The organism is Ideonella aquatica (genome assembly GCF_018069755.1).
GTDB lineage: Bacteria > Pseudomonadota > Gammaproteobacteria > Burkholderiales > Burkholderiaceae_C > Ideonella > Ideonella aquatica.
In genome coordinates this window covers 35,439-56,853 of the sequence record NZ_JAGQDE010000008.1, presented here as the reverse complement: position 1 = coordinate 56,853, position 21,415 = coordinate 35,439, and the positions used below count along the sequence as shown (strand labels likewise).

The following is a 21,415-nucleotide window of genomic DNA, read 5'->3' as shown; positions in this document are numbered from 1 at the left end:
CGGGACACTCAGTCGGGGTTCTCGGCAGGGTCGCGCTCCACGGTGGTGGAGCTGGCGCGCGCCCGCACCGGGTCGACCGAGCGGATGTTCTGCGCCTGATGGCCCTTGGGGCCGATGACAGCCTCGTAGACCACCCGGGCGCCTTGCTTCAGCGTGCGATAGCCATCCATCTGGATGGCTGTGTGATGCACAAACACATCACCACCACCGTCATCGGGCTCGATGAAGCCGTAGCCCTTCGTGTCGTTGAACCACTTGACGGTTCCAAACGCGTCCATACCTGTCCTCCTGATGCCTTTTTCAGGCTTATGCGTGCAATTGTTTGCGGGGCCAGGGATGGTGTCAATGAAAACGCTCTGGCGACACCGCTTTGGTGCGCCCAAGCTTGAAAAACGCGCTCTCGCATGCCCTTTTTTGCAACATGCGCCGATGCCCGACAGGGTGACGATTGACCCCGACGCAGCCATCTGCCCAACTGGCTATACTGATTTCATGCCCTCTCGTCCCAAACCTCCCACACAGACACCACAGGTTGGCAAACCTGATGACGGTCAGGGATCGGTGGTGGCCGAGCGCAAGGCGGCCAAGACCAAGCCGCCGCGCATGTTCCAGGTGGTCATGCTGAACGACGACTTCACGCCGATGGAGTTCGTCGTGATGGTGCTGCAAGAGTATTTCCGCCTCGACCGCGAGGCTGCGACCCAGGTGATGTTGAAGATCCATCACGAGGGTCGCGCGGTGTGCGGCGTCTTCACCAAGGACGTCGCCGCCACCAAGGTTGAACTCGTGCTGGCTGCTGCACGCCGCTCGGGGCACCCGCTTCAATGCATTATGGAGGCCGCATGATCGCCCAGGAACTTGAAGTCAGCCTGCACATGGCGTTCGTCGAGGCACGCCAGCAGCGCCACGAGTTCATCACCGTGGAGCACTTGTTGCTGGCGCTGCTTGACAACCCGTCCGCCGCCGAGGTGCTGCGCGCCTGCGCCGCCAACATCGAGGACTTGCGCAAGAGCCTCACCGGCTTCATCCGCGAGAACACGCCCACGGTCGGCGGCACCGAAGAAGTCGACACGCAGCCGACACTGGGTTTCCAGCGTGTCATCCAGCGCGCGATCATGCACGTGCAATCCACCGGTGGCGGCAAGAAGGAAGTCACCGGTGCCAACGTGCTGGTGGCCATCTTCGGCGAGAAAGACTCGCACGCCGTGTACTACCTGCACCAGCAGGGCGTCACGCGCCTGGACGTGGTCAACTTCATTGCCCATGGCATCAAGAAGAGCGACCCGCCCGAGCCCACCAAGGGCAATGGCAGCGAAGGCAGCAGCGGTGGCGGCAATGAGTCCGAGAAGGACGAGGGCGGCGAGGGCAAGGGCTCACCGCTGGACCAGTTCACCACCAACCTCAACCAGAACGCCCGTGATGGCAAGATCGATCCGCTGATCGGCCGCGAACACGAGGTGGAACGCGTCATCCAGGTGCTGTGCCGCCGGCGCAAGAACAACCCGCTGCTGGTGGGCGAGGCCGGCGTGGGCAAGACCGCGATCGCCGAGGGCCTGGCCTGGCGCATCACCGAGGGCGATGTGCCCGAGGTGCTGGCCGACGCCACTGTCTACGCGCTCGACATGGGTGCGCTGCTGGCTGGCACCAAGTACCGCGGCGACTTTGAGCAGCGCCTCAAGGGCGTGCTCAAGCAGCTCAAGGACAGCCCCAAGAGCATCCTGTTCATCGACGAGATCCACACGCTGATCGGTGCCGGCGCGGCCTCGGGCGGCACCCTGGATGCGTCCAACCTGCTCAAGCCGGCGCTGTCGTCGGGCGCGATGAAGTGCATCGGCGCGACCACCTTCACCGAGTACCGCGGCATTTTCGAGAAGGACGCGGCCCTGTCGCGGCGCTTCCAGAAGGTCGACGTGGTCGAGCCCACGGTCGAGCAGACGGTGGAAATCCTCAAGGGCCTGAAGTCGCGCTTCGAGGAGCACCACAACGTCAAGTACGCGCTGGGCGCGCTGCAGGCGGCGGCCGAGCTGTCGGCCAAGTTCATCAACGACCGCCACCTGCCCGACAAGGCGATCGATGTGATCGACGAGGCCGGTGCCGCGCAGCGCATCCTGCCCAAGAGCAAGCAGAAGAAGACCATCACCCGCAACGAGGTCGAGGACATCGTCTCGAAGATCGCCCGCATCCCGCCGGCCTCGGTGTCCTCGGACGACCGCGGCAAGCTCAAGACGCTGGAGCGTGATCTCAAGAGCGTGGTCTTCGGTCAGGACCCGGCGGTCGACGCGCTGGCTGCCTCGATCAAGATGGCCCGCTCGGGCCTGGGCAAGTCGGACAAGCCGATCGGCGCCTTCCTGTTCAGCGGCCCCACCGGTGTGGGCAAGACCGAGGTCGCCAAGCAGCTGGCCTACATCCTGGGCATCGAGCTGATCCGCTTCGACATGTCCGAGTACATGGAGCGCCATGCGGTCAGCCGCCTGATCGGTGCGCCCCCGGGCTATGTGGGCTTTGATCAGGGCGGTCTGCTGACCGAGGCGATCACCAAGAAGCCGCACGCCGTGCTGCTGCTGGATGAAATCGAGAAGGCCCATCCGGATGTCTTCAACGTGCTGCTGCAGGTCATGGACCACGGCACGCTGACCGACAACAACGGGCGCAAGGCCGACTTCCGCAATGTCATCATCATCATGACGACCAATGCGGGCGCCGAGACCATGCAGAAGTCCACCATCGGCTTCACCAGCAAGCGCGAGCAAGGTGACGAGATGGGCGACATCAAGCGCCTGTTCACGCCCGAGTTCCGCAACCGCCTGGACGGCATCGTCAACTTCCGCGCACTGGACGAAGACATCATCCTGCGCGTGGTCGACAAGTTCCTGCTGCAGCTCGAGCAGCAGCTGGCCGAGAAGAAGGTGGACGTCACCTTCACCGACCCGCTGCGCAAGCACCTGGCCAAGAAGGGTTTCGATCCGCTGATGGGCGCGCGTCCGATGCAGCGTCTGATCCAGGACACGATCCGCCGTGCACTGGCCGACGAACTGCTGTTCGGCCGCCTGGTCGATGGCGGCCGCCTGACGGTGGACCTGGATGCCGAGGGCCAGGTCAGCCTGGACATCCAGCCGGCCGGCAAGAGCGGCGACAAGCCGCGGGCCGAGGCCACGGCGGTCTGATCCGGCCGCACGCCAGCATCGCCAGGGGCGCCTTCGGGCGCCCCTTGTTCGTTCAGCCGGCCGCCGGATCCTGCCGGTAGTAGCTGGCCAGCAGACGGTACAGGCGAGGGTGTTCGTCGCGCAGCGCCGCCGCGGCGACGAAGAAGGCCTCGCTCGCCACGGCAAAGAACTCCTCGGGCGCCTCGGCGCCGTAGGGATCGATCAGCGTGTCTTCGCCAGCGTCGACGCGTTGCACAAAATCCTCGAACTCGGCATCCAGCACCTCGATCCAGGCCTGGCGGTGGGCCGCGGTGGCCAGCAGCGGCACGCCGTCGGCCACACCGTCGCGCATGTCCAGCACATGGGCGAACTCGTGGATCACCACGTTGTAGGCCATGTCGGCCTGCTCACCGGCCTGGGCCACGTCGTGCCAGGACAGCATCACCGGGCCGCCTTCCATGGCCTCGCCGGTCAGCGCCTCGTCGTACTCGTGGACCACGCCGTCCTCGTCGATCACGCTGCGCGGCGCCACCACCTCATCGGGCTGCACGACGATGCCAACGAAGCCGTCGTAGTGGTCCAGTGACAGCCCCAGCAGCGGCAGACAGGCCTGAGCGGCAATGCACACCGCCATCAGGTCGTCGATGACCAGGCCGTGGGCGCCATGGAACTGCTTGCGGGCCAGGAACAGGCTGCTGAGGCGGCGCAGGGCGGCCACATCGGCGGCCGAGCGCTCGGCAATGAAGGGGTAGGCCTGCAGCACCGCCTGCCACAGCCGGTCGTCGATCGCGTGGCGGGCCAGCTGGCGCTGCTCGCGCCAGTCGGCCAGCCGGCTCAGCCAACCCATTGACCGTCAGCCGGCAGCGGATGGCGCTGCCAGCCCCGCGCGGTCCAGGCCAGCACCTCAGCACGCCGGGCGTGGTCCAGGTCCCAGTCGCTCAGCACGCGGCGGGTCCAGCCTTCGGCGCGCACCTCGTCGCCAGGGCGATGGGTGTGGCCGTGCACCAAGGTCGTGGCCTGGGCGCGGTGCAGCCAGTCGCTGGCCAGCGCTGGGTCGGGGTCGGCATAGGTCTCCACGGCGCGGCCAGCCTGGCTGGCCTGCGAGGCTGCCCGCAGGCCGCCGGCAATCGCCTGCCGCTCAGCCAGAGGCCGCGCCAGGAATGCGGCCTGCCAGGCGCTCTGGCGCACCTCGGCGCGAAAGCGCTGGTAGGCGCTGTCGTCCAGGCACAGCGCGTCGCCGTGGCTCAGCAGCACGCGCTGGCCAAAGGCCTCAAGCACGCAGGGATCGGCCAGTGCGGTGCAGCCGCTGCGCTGAAAGAAGTCCTCGCCCAGCAGGAAGTCGCGGTTGCCGCGCATCACGGCCAGGGGGCGGCGCGCGCTGGCATCGCGCAGGGCAGACACGACCTGGGAAACCGAAGGCTGATCGGCCGCATCATCGCCAATCCAGGCCTCGAACAGGTCGCCCAGGATGATCAGCAGGTCGGCCTGGCTGTGAGCCAGCCAGGACAGACAGGCCTCGGTCGTGCGCGGCAGTTCTGCGCAGAGATGGAGGTCCGACACGAACTCGATGCGCCGGGCGCCCGCGGGCGCCGTCAGCACATCCAGGCCGAACTCAGGCAATCTCGGTGGCCTTGATGATCGTCACCGCCTCGACCGGCACGTCATCGTGGTAGCCCCGGCGGCCGGTGCGCACTTTCTCGATCGCATCAACCACCTCGGTGCCGGCCACCACCTTGCCGAACACGGCATAGCCCCAGCCGCTGGGCGACTCGGACTTGAAGTTCAGGAAGTCGTTGTCGGTGGCGTTGATGAAGAACTGCGCGGTGGCCGAATGCGGCGCATTGGTGCGCGCCATGGCCACGGTGTACTTGTCGTTCTTCAGGCCGTTGTTGGCCTCGTTGGGAATGGCCTCGCCGGTGGGCTTCTGGTCCATCGACTCGGTCATGCCGCCGCCCTGGATCATGAAGCCCTTGATCACGCGGTGGAACACCGTGCCGTCATAGTGGCCCTGGGCCACGTAGTCCAGGAAATTGGCCACCGACTTCGGGGCCTTGGCATCGTCGAGTTCCAGGCGGATGACGCCGGCGGAGGTGGTCAGTTCAACAGTCTTGGTCATGGTGGGTTCAGTCCTCGATCGAGGCCTTCTTGATGGTGACGGGTTGCAGCGGAACGTTCTGGTGGCCAGCCTGGTTGCCCACCGGCACGCCCTTGATCTTGTCGACGACCTCCATGCCCTCGATCACCTTGCCGAACACGGCGTAGCCGCCGCCGTAGGTGTCGAGGCGGACGTTGTCGACCACGTTGATGAAGAACTGCGAGGTGGCCGAGTCGGGGAAGCCGGTGCGCGCCATGGCGATGCTGCCGCGCAGGTTGGACAAGCCCTTGCCGGCCTCCAGCGGGATCGGCGGGCGGGTGGGCTTCTCGCTCATGTCGGGTTTCATGCCGCCGCCCTGGATCATGAAGCCGTCGATCACGCGGTGGAAGATCGTGCCGTCATAGTGGCCGGACTTGGCGTACTGCACGAAATTGGCCACGGTCTTGGGCGCCTTCTCGGCGTCCAGCTGCACCACGATGTCGCCCGCGCTGGTGGTGAGGCGCACCTTCTGGGCCCAGGCGGGCAGGGTGAGCAGGGCGGACAGGGCGATCACGGCGCCGGCCAGCAGGGGGCGTGTCACGGTAGGAGGCTCCTTGGCTATACTGCCTCGATTCTACCGAGCACCCGTTTTCCCCCGCGGCGCTCCGGCCTGTCGGCGCCATCCGTCCACGGTGCGCGCTGCCCTCCCTCCAGTCCCGTCGATGACGCTGCGCATCCACAACACGCTGACCCGCCGGGTCGAAGATCTGTTGCCACTCGAGCCTGGTCATGTGCGCATGTACGTGTGCGGCATCACCGTCTACGACCTCTGCCACATCGGCCATGCGCGCTCGAACATCGCCTTTGACATCGCCCGGCGCTGGCTGGAGGCGAGCGGCCTGCGCGTCACCCACGTGCGCAACATCACCGACATCGAGGACAAGATCATCCGCCGCGCGGTGGACAACGGCGAGACCGTGCGCGCCCTGACCGATCGCATGATCGCCGAGATGTACGCCGACTTCGACGCGCTGGGCATCCTGCGTCCCACCCACGACCCGCGCGCCACCGACTATGTGCCGCAGATGCTCGACATCGTGCGCACGCTGGAAGACAAGGGCCTGGCCTACCGCAGCAGCAACGGCGACGTGAACTACGCGGTGCGGCGCTTCCCCGGCTACGGCAAGCTGTCGGGCAAGTCACTGGACGAGTTGCAGGCGGGCGAGCGCGTGACCGTGGCCGATGGCAAGGAAGACGCGCTGGACTTCGTGCTGTGGAAGTCGGCCAAGCCCAGCGAGCCGACCGATGCCAAGTGGCCCAGCGCCTACGGCGAGGGCCGCCCCGGCTGGCACATCGAGTGCTCGGCCATGGCCTGCGCGCTGCTGGGTCAGACCTTCGACATCCATGGCGGTGGCGCCGACCTGGAGTTCCCGCACCACGAGAACGAGATCGCCCAGAGCGAAGGCGCCAACGGCGTGCCGCTGGCCCGCACCTGGATGCACAACGGCTTTGTCAACGTCGACAACGAGAAGATGTCCAAGAGCCTGGGCAACTTCTTCACCATCCGCGAGGTCCTCAAGTCCTTTGATGCCGAGACGATCCGCTTCTTCGTCGTCCGGGCCCACTACCGCAGCCCGCTGAACTACTCGGACGTGCACCTGGACGACGCACGCAACGCGCTGCGCCGCCTGTACACCGCGATGGCCAGCGTGCCGGCGCAGGACGTGGTCATTGACTGGTCCGAAGGCCATGCCGCGCGCTTCAAGGCCGCGATGGACGAGGACCTGGGCACGCCCGAGGCGGTGGCCGTGCTCTTCGACCTGGCCAGTGAACTCAACCGCAGCCGCGATCCGCGCCTGGCCGGCCAGCTCAAGGCCCTGGGCGGCGTGCTGGGCCTGCTGCAGCAGGACCCTGCAGCCTATCTGCAGGGCGGCGCCGATGACGCCGATGCCGCCCGCATCGAGGCCCTGATCGCCGAGCGCCAGGCTGCCAAGCAATCGCGAGACTTTGCCCGCGCTGATGCCATTCGCGCCCAGCTGACGGCCGAGGGCGTGCAGCTCAAGGACGGCCCGCAGGGCACGACCTGGGTCAGGGCCTGACGTGGGAACGCGCAGTGCGGCCGGCGTCACGCCGGATTACTGGGACGAGGCCTGCAAGCACCTGGCCAAGCGCGACCGGGTCATGAAGAAACTGATCCCGCAGTTCGGTGAGGCCCGCCTGCACAGCCACGGTGACGCCTTCACCACGCTGGCCCGCTCGATCGTCGGCCAGCAGATCTCGGTGAAGGCCGCACAGTCGGTGTGGGAGCGCTTTGTCGCGGCCGTGGGCGGCGCCGGTGCCAACAAGCGCCTGCAGCCCGCCGCCGTGCTGGCGCTGGATGTGCCGGCGCTGCGGGCGGCTGGGCTGTCGGCCCGCAAGGCCGAGTACCTGGGCGACCTGGCCCGGCATTTCGACGATGGGCAGGTCCATGTGCGCCAGTGGCAGGGCATGGACGATGAGGCCATCATCGATGAGCTGGTGGCCATCCGCGGCATCGGCCGCTGGACCGCCGAGATGTTCCTGATCTTTCACCTGATGCGGCCGAACGTGCTGCCGCTGGACGACCTGGGCCTGCTCAAGGGCATCAGCGTCAATTACTTCAGCGGCGAGCCGGTATCGCGCGCCGAGGCGCGTGAGCTGGGCGAGGGCTGGGCGCCCTACCGCTCGGTCGCCACCTGGTACCTCTGGCGCAGCCTGGACCCGCTGCCGGTCGACTATTGAGAACCCGTTGGGATTGGGCACAATGCATGCCCAAGGAGTGGCTGAATGAGCAAGCGACATTTCCTGGACTTCGAGCAACCGATCGCGGAGCTGGAATCCAAGATCGAGGAACTCCGCTTCGTCCAAAGCGAATCGGCGGTGGACATCTCCGAGGAGATCGACCGCCTGGACAAGAAGAGCCTGCAGCTCACCAAAGAGATCTACCAGCAGCTGACGCCCTGGCAGGTCACGCAAATTGCGCGGCACCCGCAGCGGCCCTACACGCTGGACTACGTGAACGAGATGTTCACCGACTTCCAGGAGCTGCACGGCGACCGCGCGTTTGCCGATGACCTGTCCATCGTCGGCGGACTGGCGCGCTTCAACGGCCAGGCCTGCATGGTGCTGGGCCACCAGAAGGGCCGCGACACCAAGGAACGCGCGGCGCGCAACTTCGGCATGTCGCGCCCCGAGGGCTACCGCAAGGCACTGCGTCTGATGAAGCTGGCCGAGAAGTTCGGCCTGCCGGTGTTCACCTTCGTCGACACGCCAGGCGCCTACCCCGGCATCGGCGCCGAGGAGCGTGGCCAATCAGAAGCCATTGGCCGCAACATCTACGAGATGGCACAGCTGGAAGTGCCAATCATCACCACCATCATCGGTGAGGGCGGCTCGGGCGGCGCGCTGGCGATCAGCGTGGCTGATCAGGTGCTGATGCTGCAGTTTTCGGTCTACTCGGTGATCTCGCCAGAGGGCTGTGCGTCCATCCTCTGGAAGACCGCCGAGCGGGCCTCGGACGCCGCCGAGGCGCTGGGCATCACCGCCCACCGATTGAAAGCCCTGGGCCTGATCGACAAGATCGTCAGCGAGCCGGTCGGCGGCGCCCACCGCGACCTCAAGCAGATGTGCTCGCAGCTCAAGCGCGGTCTGGTCGATGCGCTGCGCCAGGTGTCTGATCTGGCCGTGCCGGAGCTGCTGGAGCGCCGCTACGAACGTCTCAAGTCCTACGGTCGCTTCAACGACACCACCGACCGCTGAGCCCCGGCGCCCCTGCGTTGCGGTGGCCCTCAGCGGCGGCCGTGACAGCACGGCGCTGTGCCACGCCACCGTGCGAGCCGCACAGGCCTTGGGCCTGAGGGTGGTGGCCCTGCATGTCCACCATGGTCTGCAGCCCGAGGCCGACGACTGGGTGCGCCACCTGCAGCGGCAGTGTGGCCGATGGCGGCGCGCCGGCTGGCCGCTGCGTCTGCGCGTGGCCCGTCTGACCCAGCGCCCCCCTGCCGGCGCCAGCATCGAAGCCTGGGCACGCCAGCAACGCCATCAGATGCTGGCCCGCCTGGCGGCGGAGGAGGGCGCCACGCTGCTGCTGCTGGCTCACCACGCCCAGGACCAGGCCGAGACCGTGCTGCTGCAGGCCCTGCGCGGCGCGGGCGCGGCGGGCTTGGCTGCGATGCCCGCCAGCGTGGTGCGCGGCGGCCTGACCTGGGCGCGGCCCTGGCTGGCCTGCTCGCCGGATGCGATCGACCATTACGTGGACCGCCACGGCCTGAGCCACATCGAAGACCCCAGCAACCGCGACCCGCGCTTCGAGCGCAACCGCCTGCGTGTGCAGGTCTGGCCTGGCCTGCTCGCCGCCTTCCCCGACGCTGAACAGGCGCTGGGCACGGTGGCGCGCCAGGCCTGGCAGGCGGCCGAGTTGATTGACGAGGTCGCGGCGGCGGACCTGGCCACACTGCGCAGTCCGTCAGACGGGCTGGACCAGCGCGCCTGGCTTGCCCTCAGCCCGGCACGCCAGCGGGCCAGCCTGCGCCGGTGGCTGAAAGAGCAGGGTGCCGGGCAGGCCAGTGAGCGCTTCATCGAACGCCTGCTGAGCGAGTTGCCACGCGCCAGGAGTGGTCGCTGGCCGGTGGACGCGCTGTGTGAGCTGCGCCTGTACCGCGGCACCCTGCGCCTGGCACGGTTGACGCCCGGCAACACCGCCGCCACCGACACAGCCCTGTGGCCGCCGACCGCTCCCACGGCGTGCCTTGTCCTGCCGTCGGGCCTGGGCTGGGTGCAGCTGCGAGCCGTGGAGGAGGGCGGACTGCCCTGGTCCCGCCTGGCGGGCAGCACCTGGCGGCCAAGGGGGGGCGGCGAGCGTTTCTCGCTCGGGCCGGACCGCCCCGCCCGCAGCCTGAAGCAGCAATTCCAGGCGCTGGGCGTGCCCGCATGGCAGCGTCAGGGGCCCTTGCTGTGGTCCGGGGAGCAGCTGCTGTGGGTGCCCGGACTGGGCGTGGAGGCGCGGGCGCGTGCTGCGGCGGGCGAGCCACAGCTCAGCCTGCGCTGGTCGGCCGAGGCGCCGGATGCTGCAGCGCAGCAGCTAGAATAGGGGGTTTTTCGCCCGCCGTCGGCGGGCGCAGATTCCGCTTCGACCCACTCTTCCAATCCTTCCATGGCTTTGATCGTTCACAAGTACGGCGGCACGTCGATGGGCTCGACCGAGCGCATCCGCAGCGTTGCCAAACGCGTCGCCAAGTGGGCACGCGCAGGCCACCAGCTGATCGTCGTTCCCTCGGCGATGAGCGGCGAGACCAACCGCCTGCTGGCGCTGGCCAAGGATGTGTCGCCTGCCCAGCAGACCGCAGCCATGCTGCGCGAACTCGACATGATCGCCTGCACCGGTGAACAGGTCTCGGTGGGCCTGCTGTCGCTGGCCCTGCAGGCCGAGGGCATGGAAGCAGTGAGCTACACCGGCTGGCAGGTGCCGGTGCGCACCGACTCGGCCTACACCAAGGCCCGCATCCAGAGCATCGACGATGCCCGCGTGCGCGCCGACCTGGCCGCCGGCCGGGTGGTGGTGATCACCGGCTTCCAGGGCGTGGACGAGGACAACAACGTCACCACCCTGGGGCGTGGGGGCTCGGACACCTCGGCGGTGGCCATCGCAGCGGCAATGAAGGCCGACGAGTGCCTGATCTACACCGACGTCGACGGTGTCTACACCACCGACCCGCGCATCGTGCCCGAGGCCAAGCGCCTGCACACCATCAGCTTCGAGGAAATGCTCGAGATGGCCAGCCTGGGCTCCAAGGTGCTGCAGATCCGCTCGGTGGAGTTTGCCGGCAAGTACCGCGTGCCGCTGCGCGTGCTCTCCAGCTTCACGCCCTGGGACATCGACATCACTGAAGAGGCCGCCTCCGGCACCCTGATCACCTTCGAGGAAGACGAAAAAATGGAACAAGCCGTTGTCTCGGGCATCGCCTTCAACCGCGACGAAGCCAAGGTCACCGTGCTGGGCGTGCCCGACAAGCCCGGCATCGCCTACTCAATCCTGGGCCAGGTGGCCGAGGCCAACATCGACGTCGACGTGATCATTCAGAACGTGTCGCACGACGGCAAGACCGACTTTTCATTCACGGTTCACCGCAACGACTACCAGCGCACGCTGGATCTGCTCAAGACCAAGGTGCTGCCAGCCACCGGCGCCGCCGAGGTGCTGGGTGACGCCAAGATCTGCAAGGTGTCGATCGTCGGCATCGGCATGCGCAGCCACGCCGGCGTGGCCAGCACCATGTTCCGCGCGCTGAGCGAAGAGGGCATCAACATCCAGATGATCACCACCTCCGAGATCAAGACCTCGGTGGTGATCGACGAGAAGTACATGGAGCTGGCGGTGCGTGCGCTGCACAAGGCCTTCGATTTGGATGCCTCGATCGAGCCGACCGCCGAGAGCGCCGACTGAGGCCAATAATCTGGTTAGAATGCGAGCTTAGGTTGGAGACGTGACCGAGAGGCCGAAGGTGCTCCCCTGCTAAGGGAGTATGGGGTCAAAAAACTCCATCGAGGGTTCGAATCCCTCCGTCTCCGCCAACCAACGGCAAAGGCCCCGCATGAGTGATCATGCGGGGTCTTTTTCCTGGGTGCTTGGGGCTCGCGCCGGGCGCTGTGGACCCGCGTGATGCCCGCTGTGCTCAGCCCGCACGGCTGAGCATGGTGCGCAGGTCCTGCAACTCCTGGCGCACGGCGTCGGGAAAGCCGCGCCGGCCGCCTCGGCGATCGCACAGCAACTCGTCCAGCGCGGCGCCCGCGGCAGCGGAGTCCGACCACACGCTGCTCAGCAGATTGGCCAGGCGCGGAAAGCGCAGCGCCAACTCGATCGGGCGGTCATTGATGTCGAAGGACTGGATCCAGCGCACCGCGCCGAACGACAGCCGCAGGTCGCTGATCTCCAGTGCGCGGCGTTGTCCGCTCGGCCCGTCAGGGCCGGGGTCGGTCGGCGCTGGGCCGCGGATGATGGATGAGATGGGCACCGCCATGCGGCGATGCTGCGCCGGTCGCCGGTGGGACGAGAAGCCCCTAGCTTGCGGCTCCCCCTAGATCGGCACGAACGGCCCCTCCAGGAGTTTACATAATATACATTGTCACGCTTTAGACAACGGGCGCTGGCCGGCCCGGCGGCGGTCAGCTCAGATCGTCGGCGTCGCCGAGGTCCGCATCGTCGAGCTCCACCGAGCGGTCGAAGGCGGCCTGGTCGTCGATCACGATCTTCGGGATCAGCGGCTTGTCCAGCGGGCGGCACACGCGGCGCTGCAGGCGGTTCAGGCGCTCGGAGCGCTCGACGGCCTGGATGATGGCCTCGGGGTTCGTCATCATCGTGAACGGGTTGCTGCGGGTCTGGGTGGAACGCATGGGACTCTCCTGGCGGGGGCTCCGTGGGTCCGGAGCCGATGACCCAGACTGTAGAGAGGACCCTCTGCCGACAGTAGTCGGCGCGCCGACAAAGCCTGTGTCAGCGTTTGCCTGACAAGCGTGTCCGAAAGACGCGACCGGCGGCCTGGTCCGAGTCGTTCAGCGGGCGGCGCCCGCGCGCTGGCGCCGCAGGCGCTCCAGCGTCTCGACCATCCAGTCGCGGTCGGCGCCCTGGGCAAAGGCCACTGCATCGAGACCCAGGTTGTTGCGGGCGGCCAGATCGGCGCCGCGCTCCACCAACAGCTTCACTGAACGCTCGTCGCCATAGCGCGCAGCCATCATCAGCGGCGTGCTGCCATTGGCCGAGCGTGCGTCCACCGGAGCGCCCTTGTCCAGCAGCAGCTTCACTGCGGCCACGCTGGGTCCGGTGGCAGCGTAATGAATCGGCGACCAGGCTTCCTGGTGGATGGCCGCACCGCGGTCCATCAGGCGCTGCATACGCTCGATCTGCCCCTTGAGCGCTGCCATCATCAGCGGTGTCTCGCCCACGGCATTGCGCTGGTCCAGGCGGATGCCAGGCCAGGTCAGCAGCAGCTCAAAGACCTGCGGGTTGTCCTCGCGCACGGCCAGGTACAGCGCGCACTGCCCCCGCTCATCCAGCACATTCGGGTCGAGACCGCGCTCCAGCGCCGAGCGCACGCCGCTGACGTTGTCGACATTGACCGCCCGGAAGAAATCGACATAGAGGTCAGCCCGCACCCCCGGGGCCCCCAGCAGCAACCCGGCCAGAGCCAGGACAAGACCAGCGCGTCGCCAGACGATCATGCGTGCTCCTGGGGGATCTGAACGCCAAAAAGACGCTCGAAATTGCGGGTGCTGGCCTCGGCGATCTGGGCCAGCTCGGCACCACGTTCGCGGGCGATCTCGGCGGCCACATGAGGCACATAGGCCGGCGTGTTGGTCTTGCCGCGGTAGGGTACCGGCGCCAGGTAGGGGCTGTCGGTCTCGATCAGCAGGCGCTCCAGTGGCAGCATCCGCGCCACCTCGCGCAGCTCACCGGCATTGCGGAAGGTCACGATGCCGGACAGCGACACATGAAAGCCCAGGTCCAGCGCTGCGCGGGCCACCGACACTGTTTCGGTGAAGCAGTGGAACACCCCCCTCACCCGTCCCTGCCCTTCCTCGCGCAGGATGGCCAGCGTGTCGTCCGAGGCGCTGCGGGTGTGGATGATCAGCGGCAGATCCGCCGCCAGCGCGGCACGGATGTGTACCCGGAAGCGCTCGCGCTGCCAGGCCATGTCGGCGATGCTGCGGCCGCCCAGGCGGTAGTAGTCCAGACCGGTTTCGCCAATCGCCACCACGCGCGCGTCGCCGTGCGCCAGCTGCAGCAGCTCATCGACGCTGGGCTCATGCACGCCCTCGTTGTCAGGGTGAACGCCCACGCTGGCCCATAGGTAGGGTGCGGTGTGGGCAATGGCGCTGACCTCGGGGAACTCTTCCACCGTGGTACAGATGACCAGCGCCGCGCGCACCTGGGCGGCCTGCATGTCGCGCAGCACCTCAGGCAGGCGCTCGCGCAGGCCCGGAAAGCTCAGGTGGCAATGGGAATCAACAAACATGGGCGGCAGATGGGCGGCACGCCGCAGCGGCCGCGTCTCAGATGGTCTGGGTCGGCTTGGACGATGAGATCGAGGTGCCCAGCAGCTCCTCGATCTTCAGCTTCAGCAGCCGGGTTTTCTCGTCCGACGGAAAGCGCACGCCCACGCCCTGGGTGCGACCGCCCGGCGTGTTGGCCGGCGTGATCCAGCCCACTTTGCCCGCCACCGGGTAGCGCTGCGGGTCGCCTGGCAGCGACAGCAGCAGGTAGATGTCGTCGCCCAGCTGGTACTCGCGCGTGGAGGGCACGAACAGCCCACCTTCGCTGAACAGCGGGATGTAGGCGGCATACAGCGCGCCTTTCTCGCGAAAGACGAGCTGGATCACGCTGGGGCGCGTGCCGGTCGGGGCCGCGGCGCGCGGTTCGGTCTCGCTCATGGACGCAGTGTAGCCGGGCGGGGGGTGGGCGCACGCCCTGCAGGCACCCCGAACGACAGGGCGGTCTGGCCCTGCAGGACCAGCGATTCGATCAGCAGGCCGGCGTTCCAGGGGTGATCCTGCTGGCGCACCGCCTGCGCCAGTGCGCGCGACCAGGGCACCAGGGCCTCCAGCCGCAGCGTGGCAGGCAGCATGCGGCGGTCGAAGTAGCGCGGCTCGCCGCCCACCGCCACGGCCATGGCATCGTGGCACAGCTGCTGCAGCTGACGCAGCGCATCGGGTGGCGCCAGCGCACTCAGGCCCTGGGCATCGCCCCGGGCCACCTGGCGAGGCAGGTCTCGCCAGGCCTCGGCCCGCCAGCCCTGCTGGGCGGCCTGCCAGGCGCTCAGGGCCTGGCCCTGGCAGGCGCGCAGCAGTTCCTCAGTGTCGTTCAGTCCCTGCTGCACCAGCCAGGTCTGGACCTGGGCATCGTCGGGGCTGGGCAGGCGCCAGCTTTGGCAGCGGCTGCGGATCGTGGGCAGCAACTGGCCGGCGTCCTCGGTGCACAGCAGCAGGCGCAAGCCCGTGGCCGGCTCTTCCAGCGTCTTGAGCAGCGCGTTGGCCGAGACCTCGTTCATCGCATCGGCCGGCGACAACAGCAGCACCTTGCCGCGGCCGCGGCCACTGGTGGTGTGGCTCCAGTCGATCGCCTGGCGCACCTGCTCGACGCGGATGTCCTTGCTGGGCTTGCGTTTGCTGGACTTGGCGTCGGCATCGCCTTCGTCGCCCGCGGTCAGGCCCAACGCCAGTTGCCAGGTTTCGGGCAGCACCGGCCGCAGGTCGGGGTGGGCCTGCTGATCAGCCAGGTGGCAGCTGCCACACTGGCCGCAGGGCCGCGGGCCGCCGGATTCGCACAGCCAGGCGCGCGCCAGACGCCAGCCCAGGGCCAGCAGGCCGTCGCCAAAGCGCCCTTGCAGGATCAGCGCGTGGCCGCGCTGCTGGGCCAGCAACTGGGCCAGCGGCTGGTCCAGCCAGGGCAGGGTCAGTGGTTCCAGTGTCATGTCAGCAGCGCTGAGCCAGGCAATCCAGCACCGCCTGGCGCACGGTCTCCAGCGGGTGGCTGGCATCCAACCGCACCAGGCGCGATGGCGCGGCAGCGGCACGGTCGGCGTAGCCCTGGCGCACGCGGGCGAAGAAGTCGATGTCCTCGCGCTCCAGGCGGTCGGCCTCACGGGCCGCGGCGCGGCGTTGGGCGGCCACCTCGGGCGCCACATCGAACCACAGCGTCAGGTCCGGTCCCCTGCCCTGCTGAACCCAGGCTTCCAGCTGGCCCAGCTGCGCCAGGTCGAAGCCGCGGCCAGCGCCCTGGTAGGCGAAGGTGGCGTCGGTGAAGCGGTCGCACAGCACGGTCTGGCCATCTGCCAGCGCCGGCAGGATCACGGTCTGCAGGTGGTCGCGCCGGGCGGCGAAGACCAGCAGCGCCTCGGTCAGCCCATCCATGGCGCGGTGCAGAAACAGCTCGCGCAGCGCTTCGGCCAAGGGCGTGCCGCCCGGCTCGCGCGTCAGGCGCACACGGTGTCCGCGCTCGCGCAGCCAGGCGGCGGCGGCCTCGATGTGCGAGGACTTGCCGGCGCCATCGATGCCTTCGAAGCTGATGAATCGGGCACCACCGCTCATGGGCTGCGCCGTCGTTGGAACGCGTTCACCGCGCGATTATGGTCGGTCAATGAATCGCTGAAGACGCTGCTGCCATCACCGCGCGCCACGAAGTACAGCGCCCGGCTGGCGGCCGGCCGCGCCACCGCACGCAAGGAGGCCAGGCCGGGCATGGCAATCGGCGTGGGCGGCAGGCCGCGGCGGGTGTAGCTGTTGTAGGGCGTGTCGGTTTGCAGGTCGATCTTGCGCAGGTTGCCGTCAAAACGTTCGCCCAGGCCGTAGATCACGGTGGGGTCGGACTGCAGCGGCATGCCGATGCGCAGGCGATTGACGAACACGGCGGCCACCAGCGGCCGGTCGGCCTCGCGCCCGGTCTCCTTCTCGACCACCGAGGCCAGCACCAGCAGTTCGTCGGGGCTGCTCAGTGGCAGCTCGGGCATGCGCTCGGACCAGGCGCTGTCCAGCCGGCGCTGCATCGCCTCGCGGGCGCGGCGCAGCACGGTCAAGTCGCTGACGCCGCGGCTGTAGACATAGGTGTCGGGGAACAGCCGGCCCTCGGGCGAATCGGCTGCCAGCCCCAAGGCGGCGGCCACCTGGGCGTCGCTCATGCCGGCGGTCTCTGGCCGCAGGTGCTCGGCGGCGGCCAGCGCCTGGCGCACCTGGCGCCAGTTCCAGCCCTCGATCAGGCGCACGGTCTGCATCGTCTGGTCGCCGCGCACCATCATGTCCAGCAGATCGCGTGGCGTGGTGGCCTGCTCCAGCGCATAGCTGCCGGCGCGGATGCGGCGCGCATCGCCCGAGGCGCGGAACCACCAGTACAAGGCCTGGGCGCTGGTGTCCACGCCAGCGGCCACCCAGGCCTGGGCGACCTCGCGCGGCGAGGTGCCGGGCTCGATCGACACCTCCACCGCGGCCTGCCGCAGCACCAGGGGCTGGTGCAGCCACCAGGCCACGGCGCCGCCCATCAGCAGCGCGGCCAGTGCCAGCAGCGCCAGCAGCTTCAGGATCCATCTCATCGGGCGCCGGGCCTCAAATTCCAAGCCCGCCACCGGGCCATTGCGGGTGGCGATGATAATCGCCGGCATGAACGCAACCCTGCCCCTGACCGCCCCCCTCGACGGCGTGCAGCGCCTGGAGGACTGGGCCCTGATCCACGCCAGCGGCGACGATGCCGGCAGCTTCCTGCAGGGACAGCTGAGCAACGACGTGCTGGGCATGCAGCCCGGAGAGGCCCGCTGGGCCGGCTACTGCACCGCCAAGGGGCGGCTGATCGCGACCTTCCTGGTGGTGCGTCAGCCTGGCGGCGGCTATCTGCTGTCCTGCAGCGCCGACCTGCAGCCGCAGGTGCTCAAGCGCCTGCGCATGTTCGTGCTGCGCGCCAAGTGCCAGCTGACCGAGCCGCCGCTGCAGGTCTGGGGCCTGGTGGGCACCTCGGGGGCGCAACTGGTGGGTGCGCCGGCCGCGCCGATGCACGCCGCGGTCGCAGCCGGCGGTCTGGCGGTGCGTCTGCCCGACAGTCAGGGCCAGCCGCGCTGGCTGGCCTGTCTGCCCAGCGACCAGGTCCCGACCGGGCCTGCCTTGAGTGCGGGCCTGTGGTCCTGGCTGGAGGTCTGCAGTGGCGTGCCGCGCGTCAGCGCCGCCACCACCGAAGCCTTCGTGCCGCAAATGGTGAACCTGGAGCTGGTGGGCGGCGTGAGCTTCAAGAAGGGCTGCTATCCAGGCCAGGAGGTGGTGGCGCGCAGCCAGTACCGCGGCACCCTCAAGCGCCGCGCACTGCTGTGGCACGGTGACGCGCCGATGGCCGCCGGCCAGGAGGTCTTCTCCGCCGCCGACCCCGGTCAGCCCGCCGGCATGGTGGTGCTGGCCGCGCCGGCGCCCGGCGGCGGCTGGGACGCGTTGGTCGAGACCAAGCTCGACGCGCTGGCCACGCCGCTGCACCACGGTGCGCCGGACGGCCCGACACTGGCGGCCCGCCCCCTGCCCTATCCGCTGCCTGCGGATGCCGCCTGAGCGGGCTGGCCCGGTGCCCGGCACCGCCTGGTTCATCTACTATCGGGTTGATTCGCCCCAGGGCCTGAAGGTGATTGTGCAAGCCCGCGGCCTGATCGCCGAGGCCTGCACGGCCTGTCCCGGCCTGCGTGGACAGCTGATGCAGCGCCCGCAACCCGACGCCGCGACCGGTGAACTGACGCTGATGGAGATCTACCACCTGCCCCCGACGCTGGATGCCCCAGGCCAACAGGCGCTGCAAGTCCTGTTGTCCCGGCTGGCCCACGAGCGCCTGGGCGCAGCGCTGGCCGGGCGCCGCCACCTGGAGGTCTTCGAGCCATGTGCCTAGTCGCGCTGGCGCTGGACGCGCACCGGCGCTTCCCCTTGGTGCTGGCAGCCAACCGCGACGAGTTCTTCGAGCGCCCCGCCGCGCGTCTGGCCTGGTGGACGCCCGCGGGCGGCGGCCCGGCGGTGCTGAGCGGGCGCGACCTGTCGGCCGGCGGCACCTGGCTGGGCCTGACCGCCGAAGGTCGCCTGGCCGTGGTCACCAATGTGCGCAAGCCGGTGCTGCCCGATCCGCAGGCGCCCTCGCGTGGCGGCATCGTGCTGCGCTGGCTGAGGGGCGACCAGCGGCCCGAGCAGTTCTGGCCATCGGTGGCGCTGTCGGGCCACCAGCCCTTCAACCTGCTGGCCGCCGACTTCCGCGAAGGCCTGAGCTTTTGGGCCAGCAGCGAGCAGGCCTGCCCGCGCCGGCTGGAGCGCGGCATCGCTGGCGTCAGCAACGGTCTGCTGGACGAGCCCTGGCCCAAGGTGCGGTTGCTGAAGGAGCGCCTGCACGACGCGATCGACGTGGCCGCCTCGGTCGACGACCTGGCCAGCCGACTGATGGCGGCGCTGGCCGACCGCCAGGTGGCGCCGGACGACGAACTGCCCGACACCGGCATCGGCACCGAGCGCGAACGCTGGCTGTCGAGTGCCTTCATCCGCTCGCCCGATGGCCGCTACGGCACGCGTTGCTCCACGCTGGTGATCACCGAGCGCCAGCCCAAGCACCTGGTCACGCACGTTTTCGAGCGCACCTTCACCGCCGGTCCGGGCGTGGCGCTGCTGCGCCGCTCCACGCTGCACGACTGGCCGCCCAAGTACCGCCTGGACACCGATACCGAGCCCGAGCGTTCAGTCCAGGTCACCCCCGTGGCCGAAGGCCAGCTGGCCGAGCACCGGCCCGACGCCGAGCTGCCGCGCAAGCGCCGCGTGCGCAGCCTGCTGCGGCCCGCCGACAAGCTCTGAGCCCAGCGGCCTGGGGCCGCTACAGCGCGCAGACCATCTCGATGTGGGCGATGCCCGCCTCCTCGAACTCCGGCCCGCGGGGCGTGAAGCCGGCACGGCGGTAGAAGCCTGCGGCACTGGTCTGCGCGTGCAGCAGCACCTCGCGCTCGCCGCGCTGACGCGCCGCGGCCATCAGCGCGTCCAGCACATGGCGGCCGATCTGGCTGCCCCGCATGGCGCGCTGCACGGCCATGCGGCCGATCTTGGCCACGCCGGGCACATGCTCCAGCAGCCGACCGGTGGCCAGCGGCAGACCAAAGCGGTTGAAGGCCACCGCATGCACACAGATGGCGTCGGCGGCATCCCACTCCATGTCGGCCGGAATGCGCTGCTCCTGCACAAAGACCTGCTGGCGGATCGCGCCGGCCTCGCGGCCCAGTTCGTCCCAGCTGCCCACGCGCACCTCGACCATCGGCTCACCGGCCTCGAAGCCCTGCAGCACACGGCGCAGATCGGGGGGCACCGGCAGCGACTTCTTCGCCACCGGGTCGGCGAAGACATAGACCAGCTCGCCGCTGACCAGCAGTTCCTCACCGCGGAACACGCCGCTGACCCAGCGCATCGACGAGTTGCCGATGTGGTCGCAGCGGATGCCCGTCTCGATCGCGTCGTCGTACTCGGCTGAGGCGTGGTACTCCAGCGCCGCCTTGCGCACAAACAGGTCGCCGCCCAGGGCCTCCATCGTGGCGTGGTAGGGCAGCGCCAGCGCGCGCCAGTAGCCCGCCACCGCGGTGTCCATGTACATCAGGTAATGGCCGTTGAAGACGATCTTCTGCAGGTCCACCTCGGCCCAGCGCACGCGCTGGCGGTCCAGGAATCGGAAATCGGCGCGTTTCATGCGGTCCAGGCCTTTCGCAGGGCATCGGCCGCGGCCTGCTGGGCCAGGGCGGCCTCCTTCAGCACGCGGCCCATCTTGATGAAGTCGTGGGTCAGGCCCCGGTAGAGCTCCAGCTCGACCGGCACGCCAGCCAGGCGCAGCCGGTCGGCATAGGCCAGGCCTTCATCGACCAGCGGATCGCACTCGGCCAGCAGCACGCAGGCCGGGGCCACGCCGTCCACGTCCGGCGCCAGCAGCGGCGCGAAACGCCAGTCGCTGCGGTGGTGGCGGTCGATGTAGTGGTCGAAGAACCAGGCGATCGCCGCCGCATCCAGCAAAAAGCCATTGGCGAACAGCGCGTGCGAGCCGGTGTCGGCATGCGCCGTGGTGCCGGGCGTGATCAGCAACTGCAGCGCCAGCGGCAGGCCGGCGTCACGGGCCTGCAGCGCGCACACCGCCGACAGCGTGCCGCCGGCGCTGTCGCCACCCACGGCCACGCGGCTGCTGTCCAGCCCCAGTCGGTGGGCGCCGCCCTCGATCAGCCAGCGCAGCGTGCTGAAGGCATCGTCCACCGCCGTGGGAAAGCGGTGCTCGGGCGCCAGCCGGTAGTCCAGCGACAGCACCGCCCCGCCGCTGCGCAGTGCCAGTTGACGGCACAGGCTGTCGTGCGTCTCCAGGCCACCGATGACGAAGCCGCCACCGTGCAGGTACAGCAGCAATGGCAGGCGCTCAGCAGACGGGGCATACAGGCGCGCCGCCAGCATCGCCCCGCCAGCGCCCGGCACCTGCAGATCCGCCACCCGCGGCAGCGGCGCGCGCGGGGGCTCCAGCACCTCGGCGCCAGCCACGTAGGCGCGCCGGGCCTCAACGGGCGACAGGCTGTGGAAGGGCGGGCGCTTGGCGCGCTGGATCCGCTCCAGGATGCCGGCCATGGCCGGCGTCAGCAGGTGGGTACTCAAGGAAAGTCTCGGGGGCACACAGGCGCAG

Annotated in this window: 25 protein-coding genes and 1 tRNA gene; 11 read left to right on the top strand and 15 right to left on the bottom strand. The window is 68.9% G+C overall.

All coding sequences use genetic code 11. The annotated features are described in order from the left end of the window. Positions 1 to 8: 8 nt before the first annotated feature. Complete coding sequence (locus tag KAK06_RS10815; RefSeq protein WP_210802087.1) at positions 9 to 278, bottom strand: cold-shock protein; 270 nt, start codon at positions 276 to 278, stop codon at positions 9 to 11. Between the two features lie 214 nt (positions 279 to 492). On the opposite strand from KAK06_RS10815, the gene clpS reads away from it, so the two are divergent. Both clpS and clpA read left to right on the top strand, forming a co-directional pair. Continuing rightward, positions 493 to 846, top strand: a complete 354-nt coding sequence (gene clpS / locus KAK06_RS10810; RefSeq protein WP_210802231.1) for an ATP-dependent Clp protease adapter ClpS — start codon at positions 493 to 495, stop codon at positions 844 to 846. Beyond that, positions 843 to 3,164, top strand: a complete 2,322-nt coding sequence (gene clpA / locus KAK06_RS10805; protein ID WP_210802086.1) for an ATP-dependent Clp protease ATP-binding subunit ClpA — start codon at positions 843 to 845, stop codon at positions 3,162 to 3,164. Before clpS ends, clpA begins: the two co-directional genes overlap by 4 nt. 52 nt (positions 3,165 to 3,216) lie before the next feature. Here the strand turns inward: clpA and KAK06_RS10800 are convergent, their stop codons facing one another. Genes KAK06_RS10800 through KAK06_RS10785 form a run of 4 tightly spaced genes read right to left on the bottom strand, consistent with a single transcriptional unit; the run spans position 3,217 to position 5,818 of the window. Continuing rightward, positions 3,217 to 3,990 carry a M90 family metallopeptidase gene (locus KAK06_RS10800; protein ID WP_210802085.1) on the bottom strand — a complete coding sequence of 258 codons (774 nt, stop codon included), beginning with the start codon at positions 3,988 to 3,990 and terminating at the stop codon, positions 3,217 to 3,219. Then, positions 3,978 to 4,763, bottom strand: a complete 786-nt coding sequence (locus KAK06_RS10795; RefSeq protein WP_210802084.1) for a UDP-2,3-diacylglucosamine diphosphatase — start codon at positions 4,761 to 4,763, stop codon at positions 3,978 to 3,980. Before KAK06_RS10795 ends, KAK06_RS10800 begins: the two co-directional genes overlap by 13 nt. Continuing rightward, on the bottom strand, positions 4,756 to 5,259 hold the full coding sequence (locus KAK06_RS10790) for a peptidylprolyl isomerase (RefSeq protein WP_210802083.1): 504 nt from the start codon (positions 5,257 to 5,259) through the stop codon (positions 4,756 to 4,758). The genes KAK06_RS10795 and KAK06_RS10790 overlap by 8 nt, the downstream gene beginning before the upstream one ends. Positions 5,260 to 5,266: 7 nt before the next feature. After that, a complete protein-coding gene (locus KAK06_RS10785; RefSeq protein ID WP_210802082.1) occupies positions 5,267 to 5,818 on the bottom strand; it encodes a peptidylprolyl isomerase in 552 nt (183 codons plus the stop codon). A gap of 121 nt (positions 5,819 to 5,939) precedes the next feature. On the opposite strand from KAK06_RS10785, the gene cysS reads away from it, so the two are divergent. From cysS to KAK06_RS10755, 6 genes are all read left to right on the top strand, one after another. After that, the gene (gene cysS, locus KAK06_RS10780; protein ID WP_210802081.1) at positions 5,940 to 7,316 is read left to right on the top strand and encodes a cysteine--tRNA ligase; all 1,377 of its coding nucleotides are present in this window, start codon (positions 5,940 to 5,942) and stop codon (positions 7,314 to 7,316) included. 1 nt (position 7,317) lies between these two features. Continuing rightward, positions 7,318 to 7,977: a DNA-3-methyladenine glycosylase family protein gene (locus KAK06_RS10775; protein WP_310741067.1), complete on the top strand. Its 660-nt coding sequence runs from the start codon at positions 7,318 to 7,320 to the stop codon at positions 7,975 to 7,977. Positions 7,978 to 8,022: 45 nt separating this feature from the next. Continuing rightward, entirely contained in the window at positions 8,023 to 8,994 is a 972-nt protein-coding gene (locus tag KAK06_RS10770) for an acetyl-CoA carboxylase carboxyltransferase subunit alpha (protein ID WP_210802080.1), read from the top strand. Then, positions 8,909 to 10,324 (top strand): tRNA lysidine(34) synthetase TilS, encoded by a 1,416-nt coding sequence (gene tilS, locus KAK06_RS10765; protein WP_247652794.1) that lies wholly within the window; start codon positions 8,909 to 8,911, stop codon positions 10,322 to 10,324. The genes KAK06_RS10770 and tilS overlap by 86 nt, the downstream gene beginning before the upstream one ends. A 63-nt stretch (positions 10,325 to 10,387) precedes the next feature. Continuing rightward, positions 10,388 to 11,677 carry an aspartate kinase gene (locus tag KAK06_RS10760; protein WP_210802078.1) on the top strand — a complete coding sequence of 430 codons (1,290 nt, stop codon included), beginning with the start codon at positions 10,388 to 10,390 and terminating at the stop codon, positions 11,675 to 11,677. 34 nt (positions 11,678 to 11,711) lie between these two features. Beyond that, positions 11,712 to 11,805 (top strand) — tRNA-Ser (locus tag KAK06_RS10755). 101 nt (positions 11,806 to 11,906) lie between these two features. Here KAK06_RS10755 and KAK06_RS10750 read toward each other — a convergent pair. The 8 genes from KAK06_RS10750 to mltG all read right to left on the bottom strand — a co-directional run bounded on the left by KAK06_RS10750 (position 11,907) and on the right by mltG (position 17,309). Then, positions 11,907 to 12,251, bottom strand: a complete 345-nt coding sequence (locus KAK06_RS10750; protein ID WP_210802077.1) for a hypothetical protein — start codon at positions 12,249 to 12,251, stop codon at positions 11,907 to 11,909. A gap of 145 nt (positions 12,252 to 12,396) precedes the next feature. Then, positions 12,397 to 12,624: a hypothetical protein gene (locus tag KAK06_RS10745; protein WP_210802076.1), complete on the bottom strand. Its 228-nt coding sequence runs from the start codon at positions 12,622 to 12,624 to the stop codon at positions 12,397 to 12,399. Positions 12,625 to 12,783: 159 nt separating this feature from the next. Then, on the bottom strand, positions 12,784 to 13,449 hold the full coding sequence (locus KAK06_RS10740; protein WP_210802075.1) for an ankyrin repeat domain-containing protein: 666 nt from the start codon (positions 13,447 to 13,449) through the stop codon (positions 12,784 to 12,786). After that, complete coding sequence (locus KAK06_RS10735) at positions 13,446 to 14,243, bottom strand: TatD family hydrolase (protein ID WP_210802074.1); 798 nt, start codon at positions 14,241 to 14,243, stop codon at positions 13,446 to 13,448. Before KAK06_RS10735 ends, KAK06_RS10740 begins: the two co-directional genes overlap by 4 nt. A 37-nt stretch (positions 14,244 to 14,280) precedes the next feature. Then, complete coding sequence (locus tag KAK06_RS10730; RefSeq protein ID WP_210802073.1) at positions 14,281 to 14,658, bottom strand: PilZ domain-containing protein; 378 nt, start codon at positions 14,656 to 14,658, stop codon at positions 14,281 to 14,283. Further along, positions 14,655 to 15,698 (bottom strand): DNA polymerase III delta subunit-related protein, encoded by a 1,044-nt coding sequence (locus tag KAK06_RS10725; RefSeq protein WP_210802072.1) that lies wholly within the window; start codon positions 15,696 to 15,698, stop codon positions 14,655 to 14,657. The genes KAK06_RS10730 and KAK06_RS10725 overlap by 4 nt, the downstream gene beginning before the upstream one ends. Position 15,699: 1 nt before the next feature. Then, the gene (gene tmk / locus KAK06_RS10720) at positions 15,700 to 16,314 is read right to left on the bottom strand and encodes a dTMP kinase (protein ID WP_210802071.1); all 615 of its coding nucleotides are present in this window, start codon (positions 16,312 to 16,314) and stop codon (positions 15,700 to 15,702) included. Then, the gene (gene mltG / locus KAK06_RS10715) at positions 16,311 to 17,309 is read right to left on the bottom strand and encodes an endolytic transglycosylase MltG (RefSeq protein WP_210802070.1); all 999 of its coding nucleotides are present in this window, start codon (positions 17,307 to 17,309) and stop codon (positions 16,311 to 16,313) included. The genes tmk and mltG overlap by 4 nt, the downstream gene beginning before the upstream one ends. 67 nt (positions 17,310 to 17,376) lie before the next feature. On the opposite strand from mltG, the gene ygfZ reads away from it, so the two are divergent. Genes ygfZ through KAK06_RS10700 form a run of 3 tightly spaced genes read left to right on the top strand, consistent with a single transcriptional unit; the run spans position 17,377 to position 19,572 of the window. Further along, a complete protein-coding gene (ygfZ, locus tag KAK06_RS10710) occupies positions 17,377 to 18,303 on the top strand; it encodes a CAF17-like 4Fe-4S cluster assembly/insertion protein YgfZ (RefSeq protein ID WP_210802069.1) in 927 nt (308 codons plus the stop codon). After that, on the top strand, positions 18,293 to 18,631 hold the full coding sequence (locus KAK06_RS10705; protein WP_210802068.1) for a DUF4936 family protein: 339 nt from the start codon (positions 18,293 to 18,295) through the stop codon (positions 18,629 to 18,631). Before ygfZ ends, KAK06_RS10705 begins: the two co-directional genes overlap by 11 nt. Continuing rightward, positions 18,622 to 19,572, top strand: coding sequence for an NRDE family protein (locus KAK06_RS10700; RefSeq protein ID WP_210802067.1), 951 nt, complete (start codon positions 18,622 to 18,624; stop codon positions 19,570 to 19,572). Before KAK06_RS10705 ends, KAK06_RS10700 begins: the two co-directional genes overlap by 10 nt. Positions 19,573 to 19,591: 19 nt before the next feature. Here KAK06_RS10700 and KAK06_RS10695 read toward each other — a convergent pair whose 3' ends face one another. Then, positions 19,592 to 20,449 carry a YbgC/FadM family acyl-CoA thioesterase gene (locus KAK06_RS10695; protein WP_210802066.1) on the bottom strand — a complete coding sequence of 286 codons (858 nt, stop codon included), beginning with the start codon at positions 20,447 to 20,449 and terminating at the stop codon, positions 19,592 to 19,594. Continuing rightward, positions 20,446 to 21,360: an alpha/beta hydrolase gene (locus KAK06_RS10690; protein ID WP_210802228.1), complete on the bottom strand. Its 915-nt coding sequence runs from the start codon at positions 21,358 to 21,360 to the stop codon at positions 20,446 to 20,448. Before KAK06_RS10690 ends, KAK06_RS10695 begins: the two co-directional genes overlap by 4 nt. Positions 21,361 to 21,415 lie beyond the last annotated feature (55 nt).